Below are 18,509 nucleotides of genomic sequence, written 5' to 3' on the forward strand. Positions count from 1 at the left end.
CCCGAGAATTGACTAATCCTTTAACAAAGCATTGATGGCACTTGCAGCCGCATCCAGCTCCGTCTTCACATCCGCATCCGTCATGAAAATTTTGCTCATTGCATCGTTGATGACACCGTCGATTTGCGGCCAAGCGCTCACCGGAGGGCGCGCCTTTGCCGTCTTCAGCTGTTCAAGAAACGGCGGATAATAATCGATCGCCTTTACATCAGCATTCTCCATCGAAGCGAGATTGACTGGAATTTGGCCGATTTTGCCCATTTCGACCTGTGCCGCTTCCGATACCATGAACTTCACGAATTTCCAGGACTCCTCTTGCTTGTCTTTACTAAAGATCCCGATATCTTCTCCGCCCAGTACCTGAATAGATCCCGTTGACCCTTTTGGAAAGGAAGCCATTTCCACATCAAAATCAGGGAACTGCGACTGGAATTGGGCAACTGCCCACGGGCCTTCCGCCATCATGGCGTAGCTTCCGCTCGCATGTCCTTCCGTAACCGCAACATCTCCCGGCTTGAACCCGGAAATTTGTCCGGCTGCGAAAGCAGTTTTGAGTTTCGTGATAATGTCTACCGTAGCTGGGCTGTTCAAGTAGCCGTCAGCCGTCGTGAAGTCCGGCGAGAGCACGTCGCCCCCGTTGCTCCAAATCCACGGCAGGATGTTCCAGCCTTGAAGGGCTGGTTCGCCGAACCCCCAGCTTTTTTCATACTTGCTTTTAATTTTGCCCAAGGCCTCAAAGAACTGTTCCGTGGTTTCCGGCGCTTGTTCTACTCCGCTTTGCGTCAGCATCTCCTTGTTCCAGAACAAGACCTTGGTATTCGTATTTAAGGGAAGTCCGTAATAATGGTCGCCTACTTTAGCTGTCGAAAGAGGTCCTTCCAGCAGGCCGCCGGAAACCTCGGCAAAATCTTCGAACGCATCAAGCTGCTGCAGCAATCCGCTCTTCTGGAACTCCGGAACCCAGATGATATCCAACCGGGCTACGTCCGGCAATTCGCCGGCACTGCCGCTGATTTGCAATTTCTTATGCAGGTCCTCCCACGTGAAGGCAACAGGCTTGACCTTAATCCCGGGATTTTCCTCCTCAAATTTCGGGATGAGCACCTCTTTCAGCGTCTTCTCTTCCGGAGATGCGGTACTATAATGATGCCAGAACGTTAAAGTGACTTCCTTGTCGGGCTTTGTATCTCCCGAACCTGCGCTGTTAGCAGCCCCTTGCTTGTCCTTGGATCCGCAGCCTGCTAAGACCAGGATCACGGCAAGCAAAATTGGCAATAGTTTACTCCATTTATTTATCATAGGTCGATCTCCTTAATCCCGTTTTTGGAATACCATCGTTTCTCCGGGGCCAATCGTCGCCGGCAAGCGCCCGGTATCATCCGAATTATGAATGAAATACTCGACGTTCAAATCAAACCGCTTCAACACGGCGTCCAACTCCAACGGTTCCGGCGAAAAATTGATCAACAGCACCGCTTCCCCAGTTTCAGCGTAACGCCGAATGACGTAACACTCCGAACCTTCCCGGTATCTGAGTTCCGTGAGCCCGTGCTGTAACACCGGATCCGTCGTTTTACGACGAATCCAGCTGCGGAACTCCCTAAACAACGGTGTTTCCGCCGGGACGAGATGCCATGGCATACTGCCGCGGCATCCCGGATCATTCTCCCCGGTATTTCCCAGTTCGTCCCCGTAATAAACGGTAGGATTGCCCGGCAAGAAGAATTGAAATGCCAGTAGCTGCCGCAATTTGCTCTCGTCGTTCCCGCAGCGAGTCAAAATCCGCTCCGTGTCGTGGCTTCCCAGTAAGTTAAACATCTGATCTAGTTCTGCTAAGGAATAACGATGCAGTAAGTTCACAAGTCTGGAGTGGAACTCGGCAAGCGTCAGGGAGCGATCCAGGCAATAGTCGAACAAGGCCGTTCTCAGCTCATAGTTCATCACGCTGTCGACGCCACCGGACGCCATCAGGCGCTTGGCATCGTCCCAAATTTCTGCAATAATGATAGCGTTAGGATTTAATTTCTTGACATAGGATTTCAGCTCCCGCAAGAAGCTGATCTCCACCTCATCTGCGACATCGATTCTCCAGCCGTCGATCCCCGTCTCCTTCTGCCAAAAGGAAACGATATCGTATACGTATCGCTGAACATCGGGATTCGATGTCCGCAGCTTAGGCATCCATTGATAATAACCGACTGAGTCATAACCGTCCTCGCTCCGTTGGATCGGGTATTGGTTAATATAGAACCAGTCTTTGTAAACCGAATCCTCCCCTTTTTGCACGACATCCTGAAAATAGGGATGATAGAATCCGCAATGATTGATAACAAGATCGAGGATCACCTTGATATCGCGCTCATGGCATTTTCGGACAAGCTCTTGCAGGTCATGCACCGTCCCGTATTGCGGATCGATTTGCAAGTAATCCACCGTGTCGTATTTATGATTCGACGTGGCCGCAAATATAGGATTCAGATACAGCGCGTTAATGCCCAAACCACTCAAATAATCCAATTGTTGAATGATGCCTCGCAGATCACCTCCCATGTAATTGTCCCGGGTCGGCACGCTCCCCCAGGGTTCCGTAGAGTCCGGGTCATTTCCGGGATCCCCGTTACAGAACCGTTCAGGGAAGATCTGATACCAAACCCGTTCCTTGATCCATACCGGAGAACTCACCACATCGCGATCTCCCGCATAAGCGAAGGAATAGCTACCTTTGGTTCCCTCGGACTTTTGCAATCCCTCGGCACCCAGCCAATAGGATTCCCCCTTTTCTACAAACTCGAATTTATATTGAAGGTACCGAATGCGAGATTCCATACCCGTCAATATCGTACGATAATACTTGAATTCTCCCGATTCCGCCCATAGCGTCATCGTTTGCTTTCGGATGCCGTACTCCGGTTTATATTTATTCCAGTAGTTTAACGTCACCTGAGCAGCCTCGGCAGGAAGCTTCAGGCGAACTTCCAGCTCGTTAAGAGAAATTAGGGTAGCATCCACTACCGGTTCGTGATACAGATATTGGGTCATCAACTTATTACCTCTTATGTTTAGTTTGTTCAATCATTTTCCGATTTGCGTCCGAATCGATATGGATGGCGGAACTCCCGGTTCTTTATTCATCAACGAAAATAACATTTGGGCCGCCTGCTTTCCCATCATTTCCAGATCGATTTCCACGAAATGCACCGGGTATTTCAGGTATTTGGACATCGGGAAGCTATCGAATGTAGCCAAAGCAAGCTCCGCTAGTAGAGGATTGCCGTTCTCCCAGTCCAATATCTCAAAAAGCTGTTCGTGCGTGCAGCAGATCAAAGCATCGGGCCGTTGCCCTTCAGATGCATATTCCTGAGGATCATGAAACGATTTTAAAAGATCGGCATGCTCAATCACCTGAGCTTCCAAATGATGTTGCCGCATCGCTTCCCGATAACCGGTCAGGCGATCGGACAGGAATTTGTCCCGCAGAGCGGCTGACCCGCCGGCATAAATCATGATGCTGCGGCAGCCTAAATTCAACAGATGCTCGGTCAAGACCCGGCCGGCCTGAACGTTGTCGATATCCACCCAAGGTACGTCCACTTGAGGCAGCGTGTTTTCTCCGGACACCACAAAAGGCATATTATGTTTGGCAAGCAGTTCATAATTCCGCTCATTGAGCAATGTATTGGGAATAATGACGCCGTCAACCCGGTGCTCAACCACCACGCGCTCAAACGTGGATCTGTCGCTTTTCCCGTCATGATCGCTCATCATTAGGAACATGTGATCACGATCGTATACAACCTCTTCAATTCCCTGAAGGACTTTGTAAAAAAACGGGTTGGCATAGGCCTGTTTATTGGTGTAGTCAAAACAAAAGCCGACCGTAAACGTCTTGTTCGTCGCCAATCCGCGCGCGATGGAATTGGGGACATAGTTATACTGCTTCATGATGTCTTCGACCTTCTTCCGGGTTTTCTCGGAAATGTTCCGATTCCCGTTAATCACCCGCGATACGGTCGCCTTATTTACACCCGCCAAAATTGCAATTTCCTGAATAGTTATCTTAGACACGATTGATCTCTCCTTAACCTGCAACCGGTTGCATAACTTATTATACAAAACGCTTTCATTCTTGGCAAGCCTGGTTTTTTCGTACCGTTCCCTTCCGGAGTGGACCTATGGCAGGGCAAAAAAAGTCGCCCAGGAGTGTGCTCCTGAGCGACTTTTTCATAAACCATGGCAGCGAAGATTACGCCGCCTTCCCCCCGATAACCTCCAAATCCTTCAGCAGCAGCTTGGCGAAGCTTTCCTTAATGGTCAGGCCGCTTTGGACGTTAATGGTCAACTTCAGCGCTTTCAGTTTAATGTCGCGCTCCAGCGATGTTTTCGCTTTTTGCAGAGAGGTGATTTGAGCTAGCAGGCTAGTGGCCGTGCCTTTGGTTTTGAAATAGCCGTGCTCCTTGCCCAAATCCACCAGTTCGTCCAGATGGGCAATGTCGATCGTAACCTTGAACGCAAACTCCACCGTAGCGGTATGTCCCGCCGCATCCGTTGCTTGAACCGCCAGCTTGTGCGTGCCGACCGCCAGGGAGAACGGAACGATTTCCGCGATCCCCGAGATGCTGCGACCGTCAAGCCGGTAGGCCGTAGATTTCGAGCCGCTGACCGCGTCATGGACGGCAATGGTGAACGGAACGCTCGAAGCAACCTGCAGGACTTGACTGTCTCCCCCGAACGTCACTTCGGGCGCCAGGCGATCTACATTGATATACAGCGACTTGGAGGCTTCCTGGTTCCCCGCCTTATCCATGGAGCGGTATTCGATGGTATACTTGCCGTCGGCCGTCAGTACCAGCGGATCGGCATAGGAAGTCCACTCCCCGCCATTCACCCGGAACTCAGTCCGGTCCAATCCGCTGCCTCCATCATCCTCCGCATAAAAAGCCACGGTGACTTCCGTTTGGTTATATACATCCGCGCCTTCTATCCCCGTAATATTGCTTTCCGTCACCGGAGCGGTTAGATCCGCTTCCACCGCGCTAGGCACAACGTGGGCCAAGGCGAGCGGCTTCAGTTGGTACATTCCCCGGAACACCGAAGCGATTCCGCTGATATCCACGCGCGTGCCTGCAGGGTACAACGCCGTAAAAGCATCCATCGCCGCACCGGTTCTCCCGTCGAAGCGTACCCGCGTCGAACTCCCGTCTTCCCGGACGGCGTTGAATTCAAAGGAACCGGTTGGCGCGGCAGCAACAACGTCACGCACCTCCACGTTCGTTAAGGTGATGAATTGCCCTTGATTGGCTTCCGTCACCGCCTCCTGGACTAGCGGCTGTGGCAGCGGGGCCGTGCCTAACTTTTCGATCAGCACCGGATTCTCCAGCTCCACTTCACCGTTGTACAACGTTCGGGTTGCGCTGATTCGGACCAGATCTCCGGCATGGTAACCCGCCGCCGTTTGAAAGACATAAACCCCAGCCGTCTCGTCCTGTAAATAAAAACCCTGACCGCCAAACACACCCGGCTCGGAGGTAATCACCCCCTGCGCCGTAACAACCGTTCCTTCCGCCGCCCCGCGAATTGTAGCAATCGTGCTCAGCTCCGGCACCGGCGGATGATCGCCTGGCAACGGCTCGGCATCCACGTTAGCAATTTCGATTTGCTTCGTGATCTCGTTCGCACTGCCTTGCTTCAAACGCAAATTGGCGCTTGCGGCCGTCACCCCCGGTTTCAGCTGTACGGTCAAGTCTTTGGATGCATGCCCTTGGGCGTTACCCGTCAAGGAAAACGCCGGACTGTAGTTGTAATCCGACCAGCTGCCGTCGGCATTCTTGAACCGGGCAATTTGTTCTCCTCCCGCTAAGTAAATGCCCACGCGCAAATCGGACTCCGTCTGCCCCGGTGTCAAGCCGTCCGCCGTTACACGGAGTTGGAACTCCTGCTGGCTTGGCAGCTGCGTTTGATGTACGAAAGCAAACACCGGCTCCGTTTCTGGCGCTTGCGACGAGCCGTAAGATCCCGGTTTAAAGGTCGCCGGATCATACCATTTGTATCCGGCGGCCGGCTGCGACCAAGGTTCCGGCTGCGGTTCCGTTGTGGCGGCGGGTTCCTCGTCAGCACCCACCACCGTCGGCACGTCCAGCGTTAATCCCGGTACCTCGCCAAAGGAGGTGTAGTTCTCGTCGTACGCCAGCCATTTTACGGTTTGCACCAGGAACAAGCCGTCGTCGACTTCCTTGAATCCGTCATACGTCGTTTTCTTTTGGCCATTCTCTTCCCGCACGTATTTCGGCGTTGCATCTTCTACCGGCGACGAATCGCCGATAAAGGCCGCTTTGCCGAGGCCTAGCTTGGCGATGGCAGCATAAGGACCTTCCGCCCGGCCGCCTCCGTCATAGACTCCTTCGTCAACCGCATTCCCCCAAGCCGGAACGCCGGTCGGGACGTAGACAAGCCCCTTGGCTTTCTGTGGATCAAGAATCGCCACGGTTGACCCCGCATGCATGGCGACGGCTTCTACGCCGGCCGTGATGCCAAACGATTGCGACGGGGTGACGATATCTGCTGCATTGACGTCGCCAAGAGCGTTATAACGGAAACGAACACCAAAGTTATCGGCCAACCAGTCGGAGCTATTCAATCCCTGCATCGCAGGCGAGTTTGCTTCTTCGGCCGTCATCCCCTTGGCTGGATTTTCATAAGCTCCACGGCGATAGCCGTTAAACACCTCTGAAGCGTCCCAGCGGTTCTTGTTTCGGTCGGCATTATAATGGTCCGAGATGAAGAAAACGGCTCCGCCATTTTCCACGTATTGTACCAACGCCGCTTGTTCAGCTGCTTTGAAGGGTACGTTCGCTTCGGGAATAATGAAGACATCGTAAGGTTGCAAAGCCTCATAGGTGATCGTTGTTTCCCCGAAATTGTACGGTATCGGCCGATCCAGCGACTCTACCGTAAAGCCAGTCGCCCGCAGTCCCTCGGCAAAATCCGAGAACCCGCCGTCGATAACCCAGTCCGCAGCGCCGGAGGTTTGGCCGTGAGCATTGTCAAACAGTACCTTCTTGCCGGTACCGTCCGGTAACTGCGGAGTTTCACCTGGATCTGTTCCTTGGCCGGGATCCTCGCCAGGGTCTTCACCGGGATCTTCCGGTTGAGCCTGTGATAATGAAATTGTTGTTACGCTTTTTAATCCTGGAAAATTGTTGTATGCCGCAAGAGATCCCGATACGACCACCGATTTCCCGATCAAATCCGGATGGCTTTGCAGGCCGAACTCCGCTCTTAAGCCGGAAGGGACCTGAACATCGATGAGCTTGGCTTTGTCTCGCTCCCCGGCCGTATCGGCAATGAGAAGGTTGAAGTCGTTGCCGAAGGGAGCGTCGAAATCCGCGGTGAGTGAACCTGTCGCATGACCGACGATCATACCGGCCACTTCCACAGCTTCGCCGCTATTCCCTTTCGCGATCGCTGCAGCAACGCTGAGCGAATCGGCTGCAACCTGCAGGGATGCCTCAACGCTGTCTGGTGCTGTGCCAGCTTCCGAAACCGCCTCGGTCTGCGGAACACCTCCATCCGATAGATCGGACGGCAACTCGCTGCCCGGCACTTGTACTTCCGAAGCAAGCGGCAGCCCCGCACCGTCGTCAACGGTTCTTTCAGTTACTTCCGCCGCTATTGACGGATCGGCAGACTGGGCTGCCGCCTGCGGTGCCCATCCCGGCAGACCGGTTACAATCATCGCACCGGCCAATAAGAGACTCAGCCATCTGTTGCGCCTAGCTTTCGCGTTGCCCTTACCCATAAGTCATCGATTCCTCCCTATTTCCCTATTTATTGGACTACCCTCTCATCATATTTATTATAAAATTGCAGATTATTTCCTTGTTGTAAAAATAATGTAAAATTATTGTTTTTGAATCGACCTCTTCCTACCTTGCAAGGAAAAACAGCACAGCACCACCTCAGTTCTCCCTATACAGTGGTCTTAGCCCGGCTATCCGGAGAACCGCTTAAAGGGGAGTGAACCCTGCCGTATGTTTCGTTCGCTAAAAATAGCTGCTATTCTCACCGCCGGCTTATGTTTACTTGGACTTAGCGGTTGTATGGCTTCTTGGTCCTCGCATGACCAGCCCGAGGAGCTGACGGCGGGACAACCGCTAACCCTGTACGTCGCCACCGATATCCATTACCTAAGCCCCCGCCTGCATGATGATGGGGAGGCCTTTCATACCTATATCCAGGCCGGAGACGGCAAGCAACTGAGCTACATCGACCCGATGAGCGAAGCCTTCGCCGAGGAAGTTAAAGAGAAGAACCCGGCCGCCCTGATCTTGAGCGGCGATCTAACCAACAACGGGGAGAAAGCTAGCCACGAGGACCTGGCCGCCAAACTGAAGCAGATTGAAGCCGCAGGAACTCAAGTCTACGTGATTCCCGGTAACCATGATCTTTCGAATCCTTGGGCACGCCGGTTCAAGGGCGACTCCCAATACAAAACCGAATCGATTACCCCGGAGCAGTTCGTCGAGATTTACGGTGCTTTTGGTTATCATGAGGCCATTACCAGAGACACTTCAACTCTAAGCTATTTAGCTAAGGTTTCTCCCGATCTTTGGTTGCTGATGCTCGATACAAGCCAGTACGATCTAAACGAGTTCGCCGGCTTTCCCCAAACCGATGGGGAGATCCCGCCCGCAACGCAGGAATGGATCCAAGAATGCACCCGCCTTGCCAGTGAGAACGGCGCCCGCATCGTGACCGTGATGCACCATAACCTGGTCGACCACAGCACTGTACCCATCAAAGGGTTTACACTCAACAACAGTAAAGAAATAAACCACTTATTTGAGAAGCTGCGTCTTAATCTTGTATTGTCGGGCCACATCCATATTCAAGATATCCGCCAGACGAATCACGGCCTCTACGATATTGCGACCAGTGCCTTCAGCGTCTATCCGCATCAATACGGTGTGCTGCAATACGATCCAACCGGAAGGACGATCGAGTATGAATCCACTCAGGTCGATGTAGAGGCATGGGCCCGTAAACGGCAGGTTTCAGACGGGAACCTGACGGGTTTCGCGGAATATAGCCGCAAGTTTTTCGCTGAGCATTCTTATCACAAGGCCTATGCCTCCTTGGGGGAGCTCCCTTTATCCGAAGCGGATAAGACGTTGATGGCACGGACCATGTCGGACATCAACCTGCTGTATTTCGCGGGCAGGGCCGCATCAGGGCCCGAACGTGAGCGCCTGCTAGCCTCGCAAGGCTATCGATTATGGGAGAAGGCCGATTCGACCTTTCTGCATGGGTATGTCCAAAGCATGCTAGAACCGAAATCTCCACACAACACCAAGCTGCAAATGACGTTGCAAGGCGGATTGGAGTAGCCCTAACCTCTTCGTACCATTGAGCGGTGACATCGTGTCACCCTCATCCATCCTGAAACTATAAAAATGGGCACGGCTCCTTGATCCAAGGTCCGTGCCCATTTCCGTATCCGTATATGTTCCTATACCGCTCCCACTTTCTCGATCATACCCCTAGCGATCCACACGCCGGCCGCTCCCGCCTGGGCCAGCCCGCGGGTAATCCCCGCGCCGTCACCGCCGCAGAACAAACCGCCGATCTCGGTTTCCAGCGATTCGCTCAGCTTCGGCCGGGCCGAGTAGAATTTCGCTTCCACGCCGTAGAACAACGTATGCTCGGAGGCGATGCCCGGCGTCACCTTGTCGAGCGCCTCGACCATTTCGATCAGACTCTTCATCGTATTGTACGGCAGCACAAGCCCGAGGTCGCCCGGCACCGCTTCCTTGAGCGTGGGTTCAAGGAAGCCTTCCGAAATCCGGGCGGCCGTGGAACGGCGGCCGCGCAGAATATCACCGTATTTTTGCACGATCACCCCACCGCTGGACAAATCGTTGGCACGCTGGCAGATTTCCCGCGCGTACTCGTTTGGCTTATCGAACGGTTCGGTAAACCGGTGCGAAACGAGGAGCGCAAAGTTGGTATTCCTTGAACCCAGCGCCGGGTCTTTGTAAGAGTGGCCGTTAGCCGCCATGACGCCGCTGTGGTTCTCAACCACGACATGTCCGGACGGATTGCTGCAGAACGTACGAACTCGCGTGCCGACCGACGTGTTATAGATAAACTTTCCTTCATACAGGTGCTCATTGATCTCCCGCATGACCACGTCAGAGGTTTCCACGCGGACCCCAACGTCTACCTGATTGTTCGTCATCTTCAGCCGACGCTTCTTAAGGATGTCGGTCAGCCAGGCCGAGCCGTCACGGCCCGGAGCTACCATCACCAGGTCGGCCTCATAGGTTTCGCCGTTCTTTAGCGTAATGCCCCGAACTTGGTGGCTTCCGTCGATTTTTTCCGTGATCAGATCCTCGACCTCCGCCTTAAACAACATATCGACGCGGGTATTCAGATATTCGTAGATCGATTTCAAAATCTCCAGGTTCTGCTCGGTCCCCAGATGCCGTACCTGTGCCCGAAGCAGCTTCAGTCCCGCTGCGTAACCCCGTTGTTCGATCTCCCGCACGGCCTCCGTCATCGGATCGGTAACCGCGGTTGTCGCCCCGTGCTCCAAATTGATCGAGTCGACGTATTGGATCAAGTCCAGCACCTTGGACGGCGCGATATAATCGCTCAGCCAACCGCCAAATTCCGTCGTGATATTAAATTTCCCGTCGCTGTAGGCTCCGGCCCCGCCAAACCCCGCGGTAATGGAGCAGGCCGGCAGGCAGCCGGCAAATTCCTTGCGCCCGGCCGCAGGCGGGCAAAGCGTGATTTTCTCCTCCAAGATCGGACAGCGGCGGCGATAAATATCATGCCCCTTGTCCACCAGGAGCACCTTCCAATGCGGCGCTTTACGGGTCAGTTCATAACAGGCGAAAATCCCGGCAGGTCCCGCCCCCACCACAATGACATCGTATTTACTCATCTGTATCCTCCTGAGGCGATATGAATTCATGCCATAAACATAAAAATTCCCGACCACTCATAGGTATGCGAATGCACCCTATTCGTAGTCAGGAATTTATGGTTCCTTGTAGAGACCCTCAATCCATATTACTGAGGATATACGAATTCGATAGTTTCGTTTCGTCTTGTCTGTGCTTCAGAACAATCTGAGTATAAGTGAAATAAACGGATGAGTCAAGGTGGTTTTTTATTTAATATTCGTGTTTTGTTGATTATTACGTGCAACTAATTGCATTTTATAATAACAATAATATAAAACACGAACATTATATCCGAATAACCCCGACTTTTTACCTAGGGCAAAATTCGCGTTTCTATGGGGTTGTATTATATAATAGTGATAGTTTTATGCCTTTATATTTAAAAATTGAGGAGTAGATGCATCGAATGGACAGTGACAGGCAATTGGTATTAAATTTATTTTTAGTCGCGATTCTCATCGCGCTCACGGCATTTTTCGTGGCGGTCGAATTTGCGATCGTCCGCGTCCGGGGCAGCCGGGTTGATCAATTGATAGCGGAGGGACGTAAAGGAGCCCTCGCCGTCAAACAGGTCACCTCTAATCTGGACGGATTTCTATCGGCTTGCCAGCTCGGAATCACGATTACCGCGCTGGGACTTGGATGGCTTGGAGAACCAACGGTGGAGAGCATGCTGCATCCGTTGTTCCATCGCCTGGAGGTACCCGAGACCGTTGGCAGCGCGCTCTCTTTTATTATTGCGTTTGTCGTCATCACGTATTTCCACGTTGTTGTGGGCGAGCTGGCTCCCAAGACGGTGGCGATTCGCAAAGCGGAAGAAATTGCTATTCTTACGGCCAAGCCTTTGATTCTATTTACGAAGGTTATGCGCCCTTTCATCTGGGCCTTGAACGGATCGGCCAACCAACTGGTGCGCCTGTTTGGCGTCAAGCCAGCTTCCGAACATGAAGAAGCGCACTCGGAGGAAGAACTGCAAATCATCATCAATGAAAGCTTCGAAAGCGGCAAAATCAATCAGAGCGAATTTGGCTACGTAAACCGGATTTTTGCATTTGATAATTTGCTCGCCAAGGAAATAATGGTACCTCGCACCGACATGGTGTGTTTATATACGGACAAGACGCGCCAGGAGAACCTGGATATCATTCGGGAGCAGCAATATACCCGTTTTCCCGTCGTCGAAGGCAGCAAGGATAACATTATCGGCATCGTGAATACGAAGCAGTTTTTCCTGGCTTACGAGGGCAATCCGAACGTCGGTTTCGCCGCTCTGCTGCAGCCGGCGATGACGGTTTCGGAAGTCACCCCGGTGAACGAACTGCTGAAGAAAATGCAGCAGGAAGGCACCCATATGGCGATTCTGATCGACGAATATGGAGGAACAGCCGGCTTGGTGGCGCTTGAGGACATTCTTGAGGAGCTCGTCGGGGAAATCCGCGACGAATTCGATAAAGAAGAGGAAGATCCGATCGTTCAGTTGGATGAGTCACATGTGGTCGCCCTTGGCACGGTGACGGTGAATCAGATCAATGACGTACTTTTGACCGACTTGAGTACCGAGGAAGTCGATACGATCGGCGGCTGGCTCTATGGCATGAACCCGTCTATGGACGTTGGGGAAACGCTGGAGCATGAAGATTTGACGTTTAAGCTGCTAGAAAAGGAACCGCATCGTTTCAAGAAACTCGAAATCGTTAGGCACGACGCCTAAGGCAGGCGTAAGAAAGCGCGAGCGCAGAGGGAATCTCTGCAGGCTCGCGCTTTTTGGGTTTATGTGACCTAAGATTACTGCGGCCAGCGCCGTCTCAACTCCGCCAGTTCTTCGTCAGGAGGTGTTTCCCCGCCGTACCGTACTTGGTAGTATAGCCGAAGCAACGGGCTTAATGCGGCATCCGAGTCCACTCGGACCCGACTGTTCTCCCTCTCCGAATTCCCCGCGCCAAAGCTGAAACGCCGTCTCCCGGGTTTGGTCGCTTTCGTGGCTTCGGACTTCCGCCCTGTTTCCAACCTTAACTCCTTCACCATTTCCTGCGGCGTCAGATAGGGCTTCATCGGATATCCGCGCTCCTGCTCCTCCCGCAAAAATAAACGATACAAGTAACGAACCCTTTCTCGGTTATCCTTCATTCCCTCCCAACGCTCAGGCGGCTTCCCGGAACGCAGCAGGCGGGATCCCATCTTGCGCCATCCTTGCAGAGTAGACTCCCAAGTGAACAGGCTCGTCTCCTCGTCGAGGTAAGCTGCTTGCTCCGTCGTAGCGCCTTCCCGACGCAACAGGGAGAGCAAACGGTCGATCGCCTTACGCCAGATCCCGCCGGCGTTCTTGTAGAGCCAATACAGTAAAAAGCCCAGCAGTGCGGCTATGATCAAGCCACCGAAAGCATAAAAAGCAAAATTTAGGATGCGCGAGAGCAGATCCGGATCGTGAGTTTCCACCGGGATCATGGGCTCCAGCGGCTGAACCCCCACCTCCGGCTGCTCCAACGGTTCGGGTTCTTTCGGTTGCCTAAGCAGCCAGCGTACGACCGCTCTTAGCCATCCTAATAGCAGGCTGCCGATCCAGCGACCGGCTCCGGCCGCTAGCAGCAAGGCGAGTACAAGGATGACGCCGACGAACAAGCGGTTATGGCGGCGGAGACTCGCGGGCAGACGTTCTCCCGAATCACCGGAATGCGAGCTGTAGCGTAAATACTGGTGGTTGGTTACGAACAGGGCGGTGGCCAAGCTGAATACGCCGGCCCAGGTAATCAACGGGACGGTTCCTTGAAGCGCCTCGATTCGCGGAAAAAAAATCCCCGCAAGGAAATAAAGGCCAAGCCCGTCCCAATACAGCCGATAGCTGCCCTGGCGATTGCGGACCGTCATCCCCTGCAGCGAGCAGAGCACGCCGGCGGCAAGCAGCGCGGCGGTTTGCAAGAGAAAGACAGCGACGGAGGGCGCGTTGCCGTAGCCAAGTGCCCCCACTCCGCCGGCCCAGGCGAAGGCGGCCGCGGCAAAGGCCAAGCCGAACCCGAGGGCCACCGCCCCGCGTTGCCACAGCTTATGGAGGCGCGGGCCAGCCAGGACGCCGGCTAGTGACAACAATGGCAACAACCCCAGCCCCGCTACCGGGAACTCCGGCGGCCGGAGAAAGGCCGCGAACAAAATCCAAGCCGGCAGCAGCAGCACGTATTCCATCAGGCAACCTAACCCTATCCGCAGCGTCTGCACAAGGTAAGCGGATTCATTTTCCCCATCACGTTGGTGATTGTCGGCGCGTTCTCCCTTCCCGGCCAGTTCGCGGTCCCGTTCGTCATATTCGCCCCTGTTGCTCATCCGATATCCCTCCCGATCTCCCTGCGAGCGCATCTTCCTTCTTCCCCTCCGACCGGAAGATACTCTTCTTCATTAGCTTCATCATACCACAGAGCAAGGCGCTGCGGGCGTCGCTGAAACCGACGCAAAAAAAGAACCCCGCTCCTCTCGCAAGAGGCGGGGTAGATTCCACTGCTGGCGTGAGTGAGCCGCAAGTCATTTAGATGACTGACGTTTCACTGTAACCGACTCGCTCGACGAGCAAAGGGTTTTTTCGCGCTTCCGTTTCAAATTCCATCATTTCCAACAGTCCGTCATACAGCGAATATCGGGGCTCCCACCATAGGACATCCCGAACTTTGCCGTTGTCCAGTAAGCTCTGTTCGATATCCCCTGCCTGAGCAGGCCGAAATTGCGGCTGGACATTTCGTCCGGAGATCTCCTTCAACATTCCGAGTGCCTCCAGGAGCGAGATGCTTCGTCCACTGCTGACATTCAAAATTTGATTGCCTGAGCTTCGCAGCGCCAGCACATTCGCTTCTGCGACATCTTTGACGTACACGAAATCTCGTGTCTGCAGCCCATCCCCGTATACCTCCAGCGGAAGTCCCGCCATCAACCGCTCCACAAACGCCGTCAGCACCCCATCCTCCCCGGTACGCCGTTCCCGGATCCCGTAAACATTGGCGTACCGCAGAATGGAATAATCCAAGCCGTAGCGTTCGCTGAACGATTGGATATACATCTCCGAAACCCGTTTGGAAACGCCGTAAAAAGACAATGGCTCCGTGCCGTGCGACTCCTTGATCGGCAGATGATCCGGATTTCCGTAGACCGCGGCCGATGAGGCAAACACGATCCGCCGCACTCCAAAGCGTACGCATTGCTGCAACAGCTGAATGGTCCCCAGAATGTTCGTCTCGGCATCGGCCGACGGGTTCTGCAGCGAGCGACGAACGCTCGTTTGAGCCGCAAGGTGAATAACGGCATCCGGGCGTTCCTCTGCAAAAATAGACTCCAGCTCCTCCGAAACGATATCCACCGAGTAATAGGAGACCGACTCGTCCATTTTTCTCGGATTTCCGGTTTGGCCCGTATCGACCACAACCACCTGTTCCCCCTCTTCCAGAAGCCGTTTGACCGTGTGACGGCCAATAAATCCCGCTCCCCCCGTGACTAGCACTTTCATCGTCTCGACTCCCCTATTCCCTAAAAATACCGGCATTTGCCCCGTTTCAACCACCTTATGTAGGCCTAGCCCGAATTAGACTAGGAAAGTGCTGGATCTTCGTCTGTTTGCACGTATTCGCGTATAGAATCCCGATTCCACTAATATACTGCTATGAATTCTTTTAACGAGATCTTGCCTATTTTCGCTAGAGACGGAGTGGAACCCAATGAAAATGAAAATCCGTAAAAAAGTGGCGATACCGGTCGTTCTTCTACTCCTCGTGGCTGGCGGACTGCTGACCGCCTATTTAAAATACGAGCCGTCCCGGCATTTTCGGGAGACCGATATCCCCGTGTTGGCGACGCCGGAGCCAGTTGGCGGGAAAGGGCAGGAGGATCTGTCCGACGGATCTGTCGAGAAGTCGGAACGGTCCGGGGTAGCAAATACGGGGACGACCGGTGAAGCTGCAGCGGCAAATCCCGCACAGACGGAAGAAATCCGCGGTGATCGCGGCAGCTTTAACCTGCTCCTGCTCGCCACCGATGCCCGGGCAAAGGAAGCCTCCCGCACCGACGTGCTGATGCTGGCTCACGTCAATCCGGGACAAAATAAGGTAAGCCTAGTATCGATTCCCCGGGACACCCGGGTCCACCTTCCCGGGATTGGCTTGACCAAGATCAACCATGCGCACGCCATGGCAGAAGCGGGCGGAAAAGGCGGTCACGCCGGTACCCTTGCCGCGATCCAGGCCGTCAGTAATTTATGCCGTTGCTCTCTCAACTACTACGTCAAAACGGACTTCGACGGATTCGAGCATTTCATTGATACGATCGGCGGCGTAGATGTGAAGCTAAACGCTCCCGTCAAGCTAACCTACAATTATCGGACCTTGCCTGCCGGGGAGCAGCATTGGAACGGAGAAACCACTCTCGATTTCGTCCGCGAGCGCAAATCGCTGGATGACGGCGATAACGCCCGGCAGCGAAACCAGGCGCTGGTCGTTCAGGCGATCGCCCGCAGGCTGCTCGTGCCAGACAACCTGGCCCAGCTGCCTGAGCTGATCCGACAAGTAAAAGAGGACATTTTGGATACCAATCTGACCGATGCCGATATGCTTAGCCTGGCTTGGATGGTTCGCGGCATCGATCCGGAGGAGATGTATTTCGTGCAGTTTCCGGGGAGCAGCGGCAAAGCCCATGATCCGCTGGTGAATGCCGAGCTTTATTATTGGATCCCGGATATGAAGGCCTGGTCCGAGCTTTCCCGTGAGATCTTAGGGGATGCGCCCGATGAGTAAATCGACCTCGCCTCTTCCCAACGGCCAGCTGTATCCGGGTGGAGGAGGACCTCGGGGGCTTCAGCTTCGAGTGCTGCTCCTCGTCATGTTGATTCTGGCCTTGAGCTGGGGCCTGTTGCTGCGATGGGGACCTGCCCTCCCCTTCCCTGCGCCTACCTTCAACGTGAAGGAAGCCGGCGCTAAGGGCGACGGGATTACGGACGATACCCGCGTATTTTTGCGCGTGTTGCGGCAAGCGGCGGCCACCGGCCGGGACACGACCGTCATCGTGCCCCCCGGTACGTACCTGCTCGCCTTGGACGAGCCGCTGCCGCTCCGCAGCGGCGTAACCCTCCGCGGCCTGGGCCGACCCGTCTTGAAGTTCCGTGCGGTCTCCGGCGCCCGCTACGGATTCGAGGCCGTCTCGATCCAAGGGCGGAGGATCCGCATCGACGGCGTTGTGATCGACGGCGGCGCACGGCTGACCCGCGGCATCGGCGTTCACAGCGGTTCGTCAGACGTGGCCATCGTGGGCAGCACGATCCAGGACTTGAACCAGCCGGAGGATCCGCGGCACCCGTTGTCCACCACCGTCGTCGCCGGTATCATGATCTATGGGGACACCGTCGACATCAAGATCCTCGGCTGTACGCTCACCGAGATCGCTGCGCGAGAGGCTGCTCCTGTCGCTCGGGGAATTATGACTTGGGGCGAACCCGGGCGAACGATCGCTCGCCGCGTTAACATATCGGGCAACCTCATCTCTTATATTTCCCCGCGGGAGGATGCGGACGGTATTTATTTCGATCAGCCGCCGGGCTCCTCGCCTTTGTCGGATTCCGTGATATCCAATAATATCATCCACCATGCCGCCAAACGCGGGATTAAAATCTCCGCTCCCGGCGTCGTCGTGAAGAACAACCGAATCGTCAACCCTTACTCCGGGAACAACCGCTATCTCACAACGCCTAGGGACGCGCTGCCTCAGGACATGTACGCAGCGATTTCCGTTTATGCCGGCGATGTGACCGTGTCCGGCAATATCATCGGGGGATCCGGCAGCTACTATGCCGCCATTGAGGCTGACGTCGGTGCGGCGGACGGCATCGTCATTGAGAATAACGTCATCGAAAGCGGTGTGAGCCCTCCTTTTCCCGATTCGAGCGGGATCCGCCTCGACCAGATCGGTGGCTTCCGGATCACCGGCAACGCGATAAACGGTGCAGAAACGCCCATCCGCTTATCCGACAATGCCCGCCGGGCGCTCGCCTCGGGAGCGGGGACGCTGACGGACAATATAGCAAAGTAAGTAGGGGGAGTGAAGTCGGGTTGGGTATCGTTTTGGATGGCATCTAGTATGCGTGTTGTGTGTCTGGCGGCTTGGTGGTGTTCGGTGAGTGCCTGGTTAGTGCCTATTGAGTTCCTGGTGAGTGTTCCTGTTAAGTGCCTGTTGAGTTGCAAGTGAAGCTTGATTAGTGACCGTTGAGTGTCTGTTGAGCTAGTTTTGTCCCTTTTGGGCTGTATCGTGCACCTGCTTGGGCTCCTTTTCCCTTGAAAATGTTGCATTATATGCAACATTTCAGACGCTAAACTGCTTAAAAACCCCAGAATGTTGACATTAGTACAACATTCTGGGGTCATTTTACCTGTGGCGCTCTAATTTGTTGTACTTTATGCAACATTTCTATAAAGCCCCCTAATCACTTTGGACACTTTCAGGCTAAACAATATACAATAAATATAGCTGGAGGTAGTCCGTATGAGAGTTCAGCACAGCAAGTTCGACGAATTAAGAATACAG

Annotated in this window: 11 protein-coding genes and 1 riboswitch; of the genes, 4 read left to right on the forward strand and 7 right to left on the reverse strand. The window is 54.1% G+C overall.

What is annotated here, in order from left to right:
* Window positions 1–12: 12 nt before the first annotated feature.
* From KJS42_RS21630 to KJS42_RS21645, 4 genes are all read right to left on the reverse strand, one after another.
* Window positions 13–1,299 (reverse strand): extracellular solute-binding protein, encoded by a 1,287-nt coding sequence (locus KJS42_RS21630; protein ID WP_155607493.1) that lies wholly within the window; start codon window positions 1,297–1,299, stop codon window positions 13–15.
* A 12-nt stretch (window positions 1,300–1,311) separates the two neighbouring features.
* Window positions 1,312–3,039 carry a glycoside hydrolase family 13 protein gene (locus KJS42_RS21635; RefSeq protein ID WP_213624105.1) on the reverse strand — a complete coding sequence of 576 codons (1,728 nt, stop codon included), beginning with the start codon at window positions 3,037–3,039 and terminating at the stop codon, window positions 1,312–1,314.
* Between the two features lie 33 nt (window positions 3,040–3,072).
* Entirely contained in the window at window positions 3,073–4,065 is a 993-nt protein-coding gene (locus tag KJS42_RS21640; RefSeq protein WP_167521258.1) for a LacI family DNA-binding transcriptional regulator, read from the reverse strand.
* Window positions 4,066–4,243: 178 nt separating this feature from the next.
* Window positions 4,244–7,795, reverse strand: a complete 3,552-nt coding sequence (locus KJS42_RS21645) for a DUF6359 domain-containing protein (RefSeq protein WP_213624106.1) — start codon at window positions 7,793–7,795, stop codon at window positions 4,244–4,246.
* A gap of 232 nt (window positions 7,796–8,027) precedes the next feature.
* Here KJS42_RS21645 and KJS42_RS21650 point away from each other — a divergent pair, with 232 nt between their 5' ends.
* Window positions 8,028–9,383 (forward strand): metallophosphoesterase, encoded by a 1,356-nt coding sequence (locus KJS42_RS21650; protein ID WP_213624107.1) that lies wholly within the window; start codon window positions 8,028–8,030, stop codon window positions 9,381–9,383.
* 122 nt (window positions 9,384–9,505) lie between these two features.
* On the opposite strand, the gene KJS42_RS21655 is transcribed toward KJS42_RS21650, so the two are convergent.
* The gene (locus KJS42_RS21655) at window positions 9,506–10,945 is read right to left on the reverse strand and encodes an NAD(P)/FAD-dependent oxidoreductase (protein ID WP_213624108.1); all 1,440 of its coding nucleotides are present in this window, start codon (window positions 10,943–10,945) and stop codon (window positions 9,506–9,508) included.
* A gap of 65 nt (window positions 10,946–11,010) precedes the next feature.
* Window positions 11,011–11,110: riboswitch (purine riboswitch) on the reverse strand.
* Between the two features lie 263 nt (window positions 11,111–11,373).
* On the opposite strand from KJS42_RS21655, the gene KJS42_RS21660 reads away from it, so the two are divergent.
* A complete protein-coding gene (locus tag KJS42_RS21660) occupies window positions 11,374–12,678 on the forward strand; it encodes a hemolysin family protein (protein ID WP_155607499.1) in 1,305 nt (434 codons plus the stop codon).
* A 74-nt stretch (window positions 12,679–12,752) separates the two neighbouring features.
* On the opposite strand, the gene KJS42_RS21665 is transcribed toward KJS42_RS21660, so the two are convergent.
* Window positions 12,753–14,282 carry a DUF4129 domain-containing protein gene (locus KJS42_RS21665; RefSeq protein WP_213624109.1) on the reverse strand — a complete coding sequence of 510 codons (1,530 nt, stop codon included), beginning with the start codon at window positions 14,280–14,282 and terminating at the stop codon, window positions 12,753–12,755.
* A 199-nt stretch (window positions 14,283–14,481) separates the two neighbouring features.
* Complete coding sequence (locus KJS42_RS21670) at window positions 14,482–15,450, reverse strand: NAD-dependent epimerase/dehydratase family protein (protein ID WP_155607501.1); 969 nt, start codon at window positions 15,448–15,450, stop codon at window positions 14,482–14,484.
* Between the two features lie 208 nt (window positions 15,451–15,658).
* Between KJS42_RS21670 and KJS42_RS21675 the strand changes: the two genes are divergently transcribed.
* Complete coding sequence (locus KJS42_RS21675; RefSeq protein ID WP_244868572.1) at window positions 15,659–16,729, forward strand: LCP family protein; 1,071 nt, start codon at window positions 15,659–15,661, stop codon at window positions 16,727–16,729.
* Window positions 16,722–18,017, forward strand: coding sequence for a glycosyl hydrolase family 28-related protein (locus KJS42_RS21680; RefSeq protein WP_213624110.1), 1,296 nt, complete (start codon window positions 16,722–16,724; stop codon window positions 18,015–18,017). Before KJS42_RS21675 ends, KJS42_RS21680 begins: the two co-directional genes overlap by 8 nt.
* The last annotated feature ends 492 nt before the right edge of the window (window positions 18,018–18,509 follow it).

This window comes from Paenibacillus sp. J53TS2 (assembly GCF_018403305.1).
Classification (GTDB): Bacteria; Bacillota; Bacilli; order Paenibacillales; family Paenibacillaceae; genus Fontibacillus; species Fontibacillus rhizolycopersici.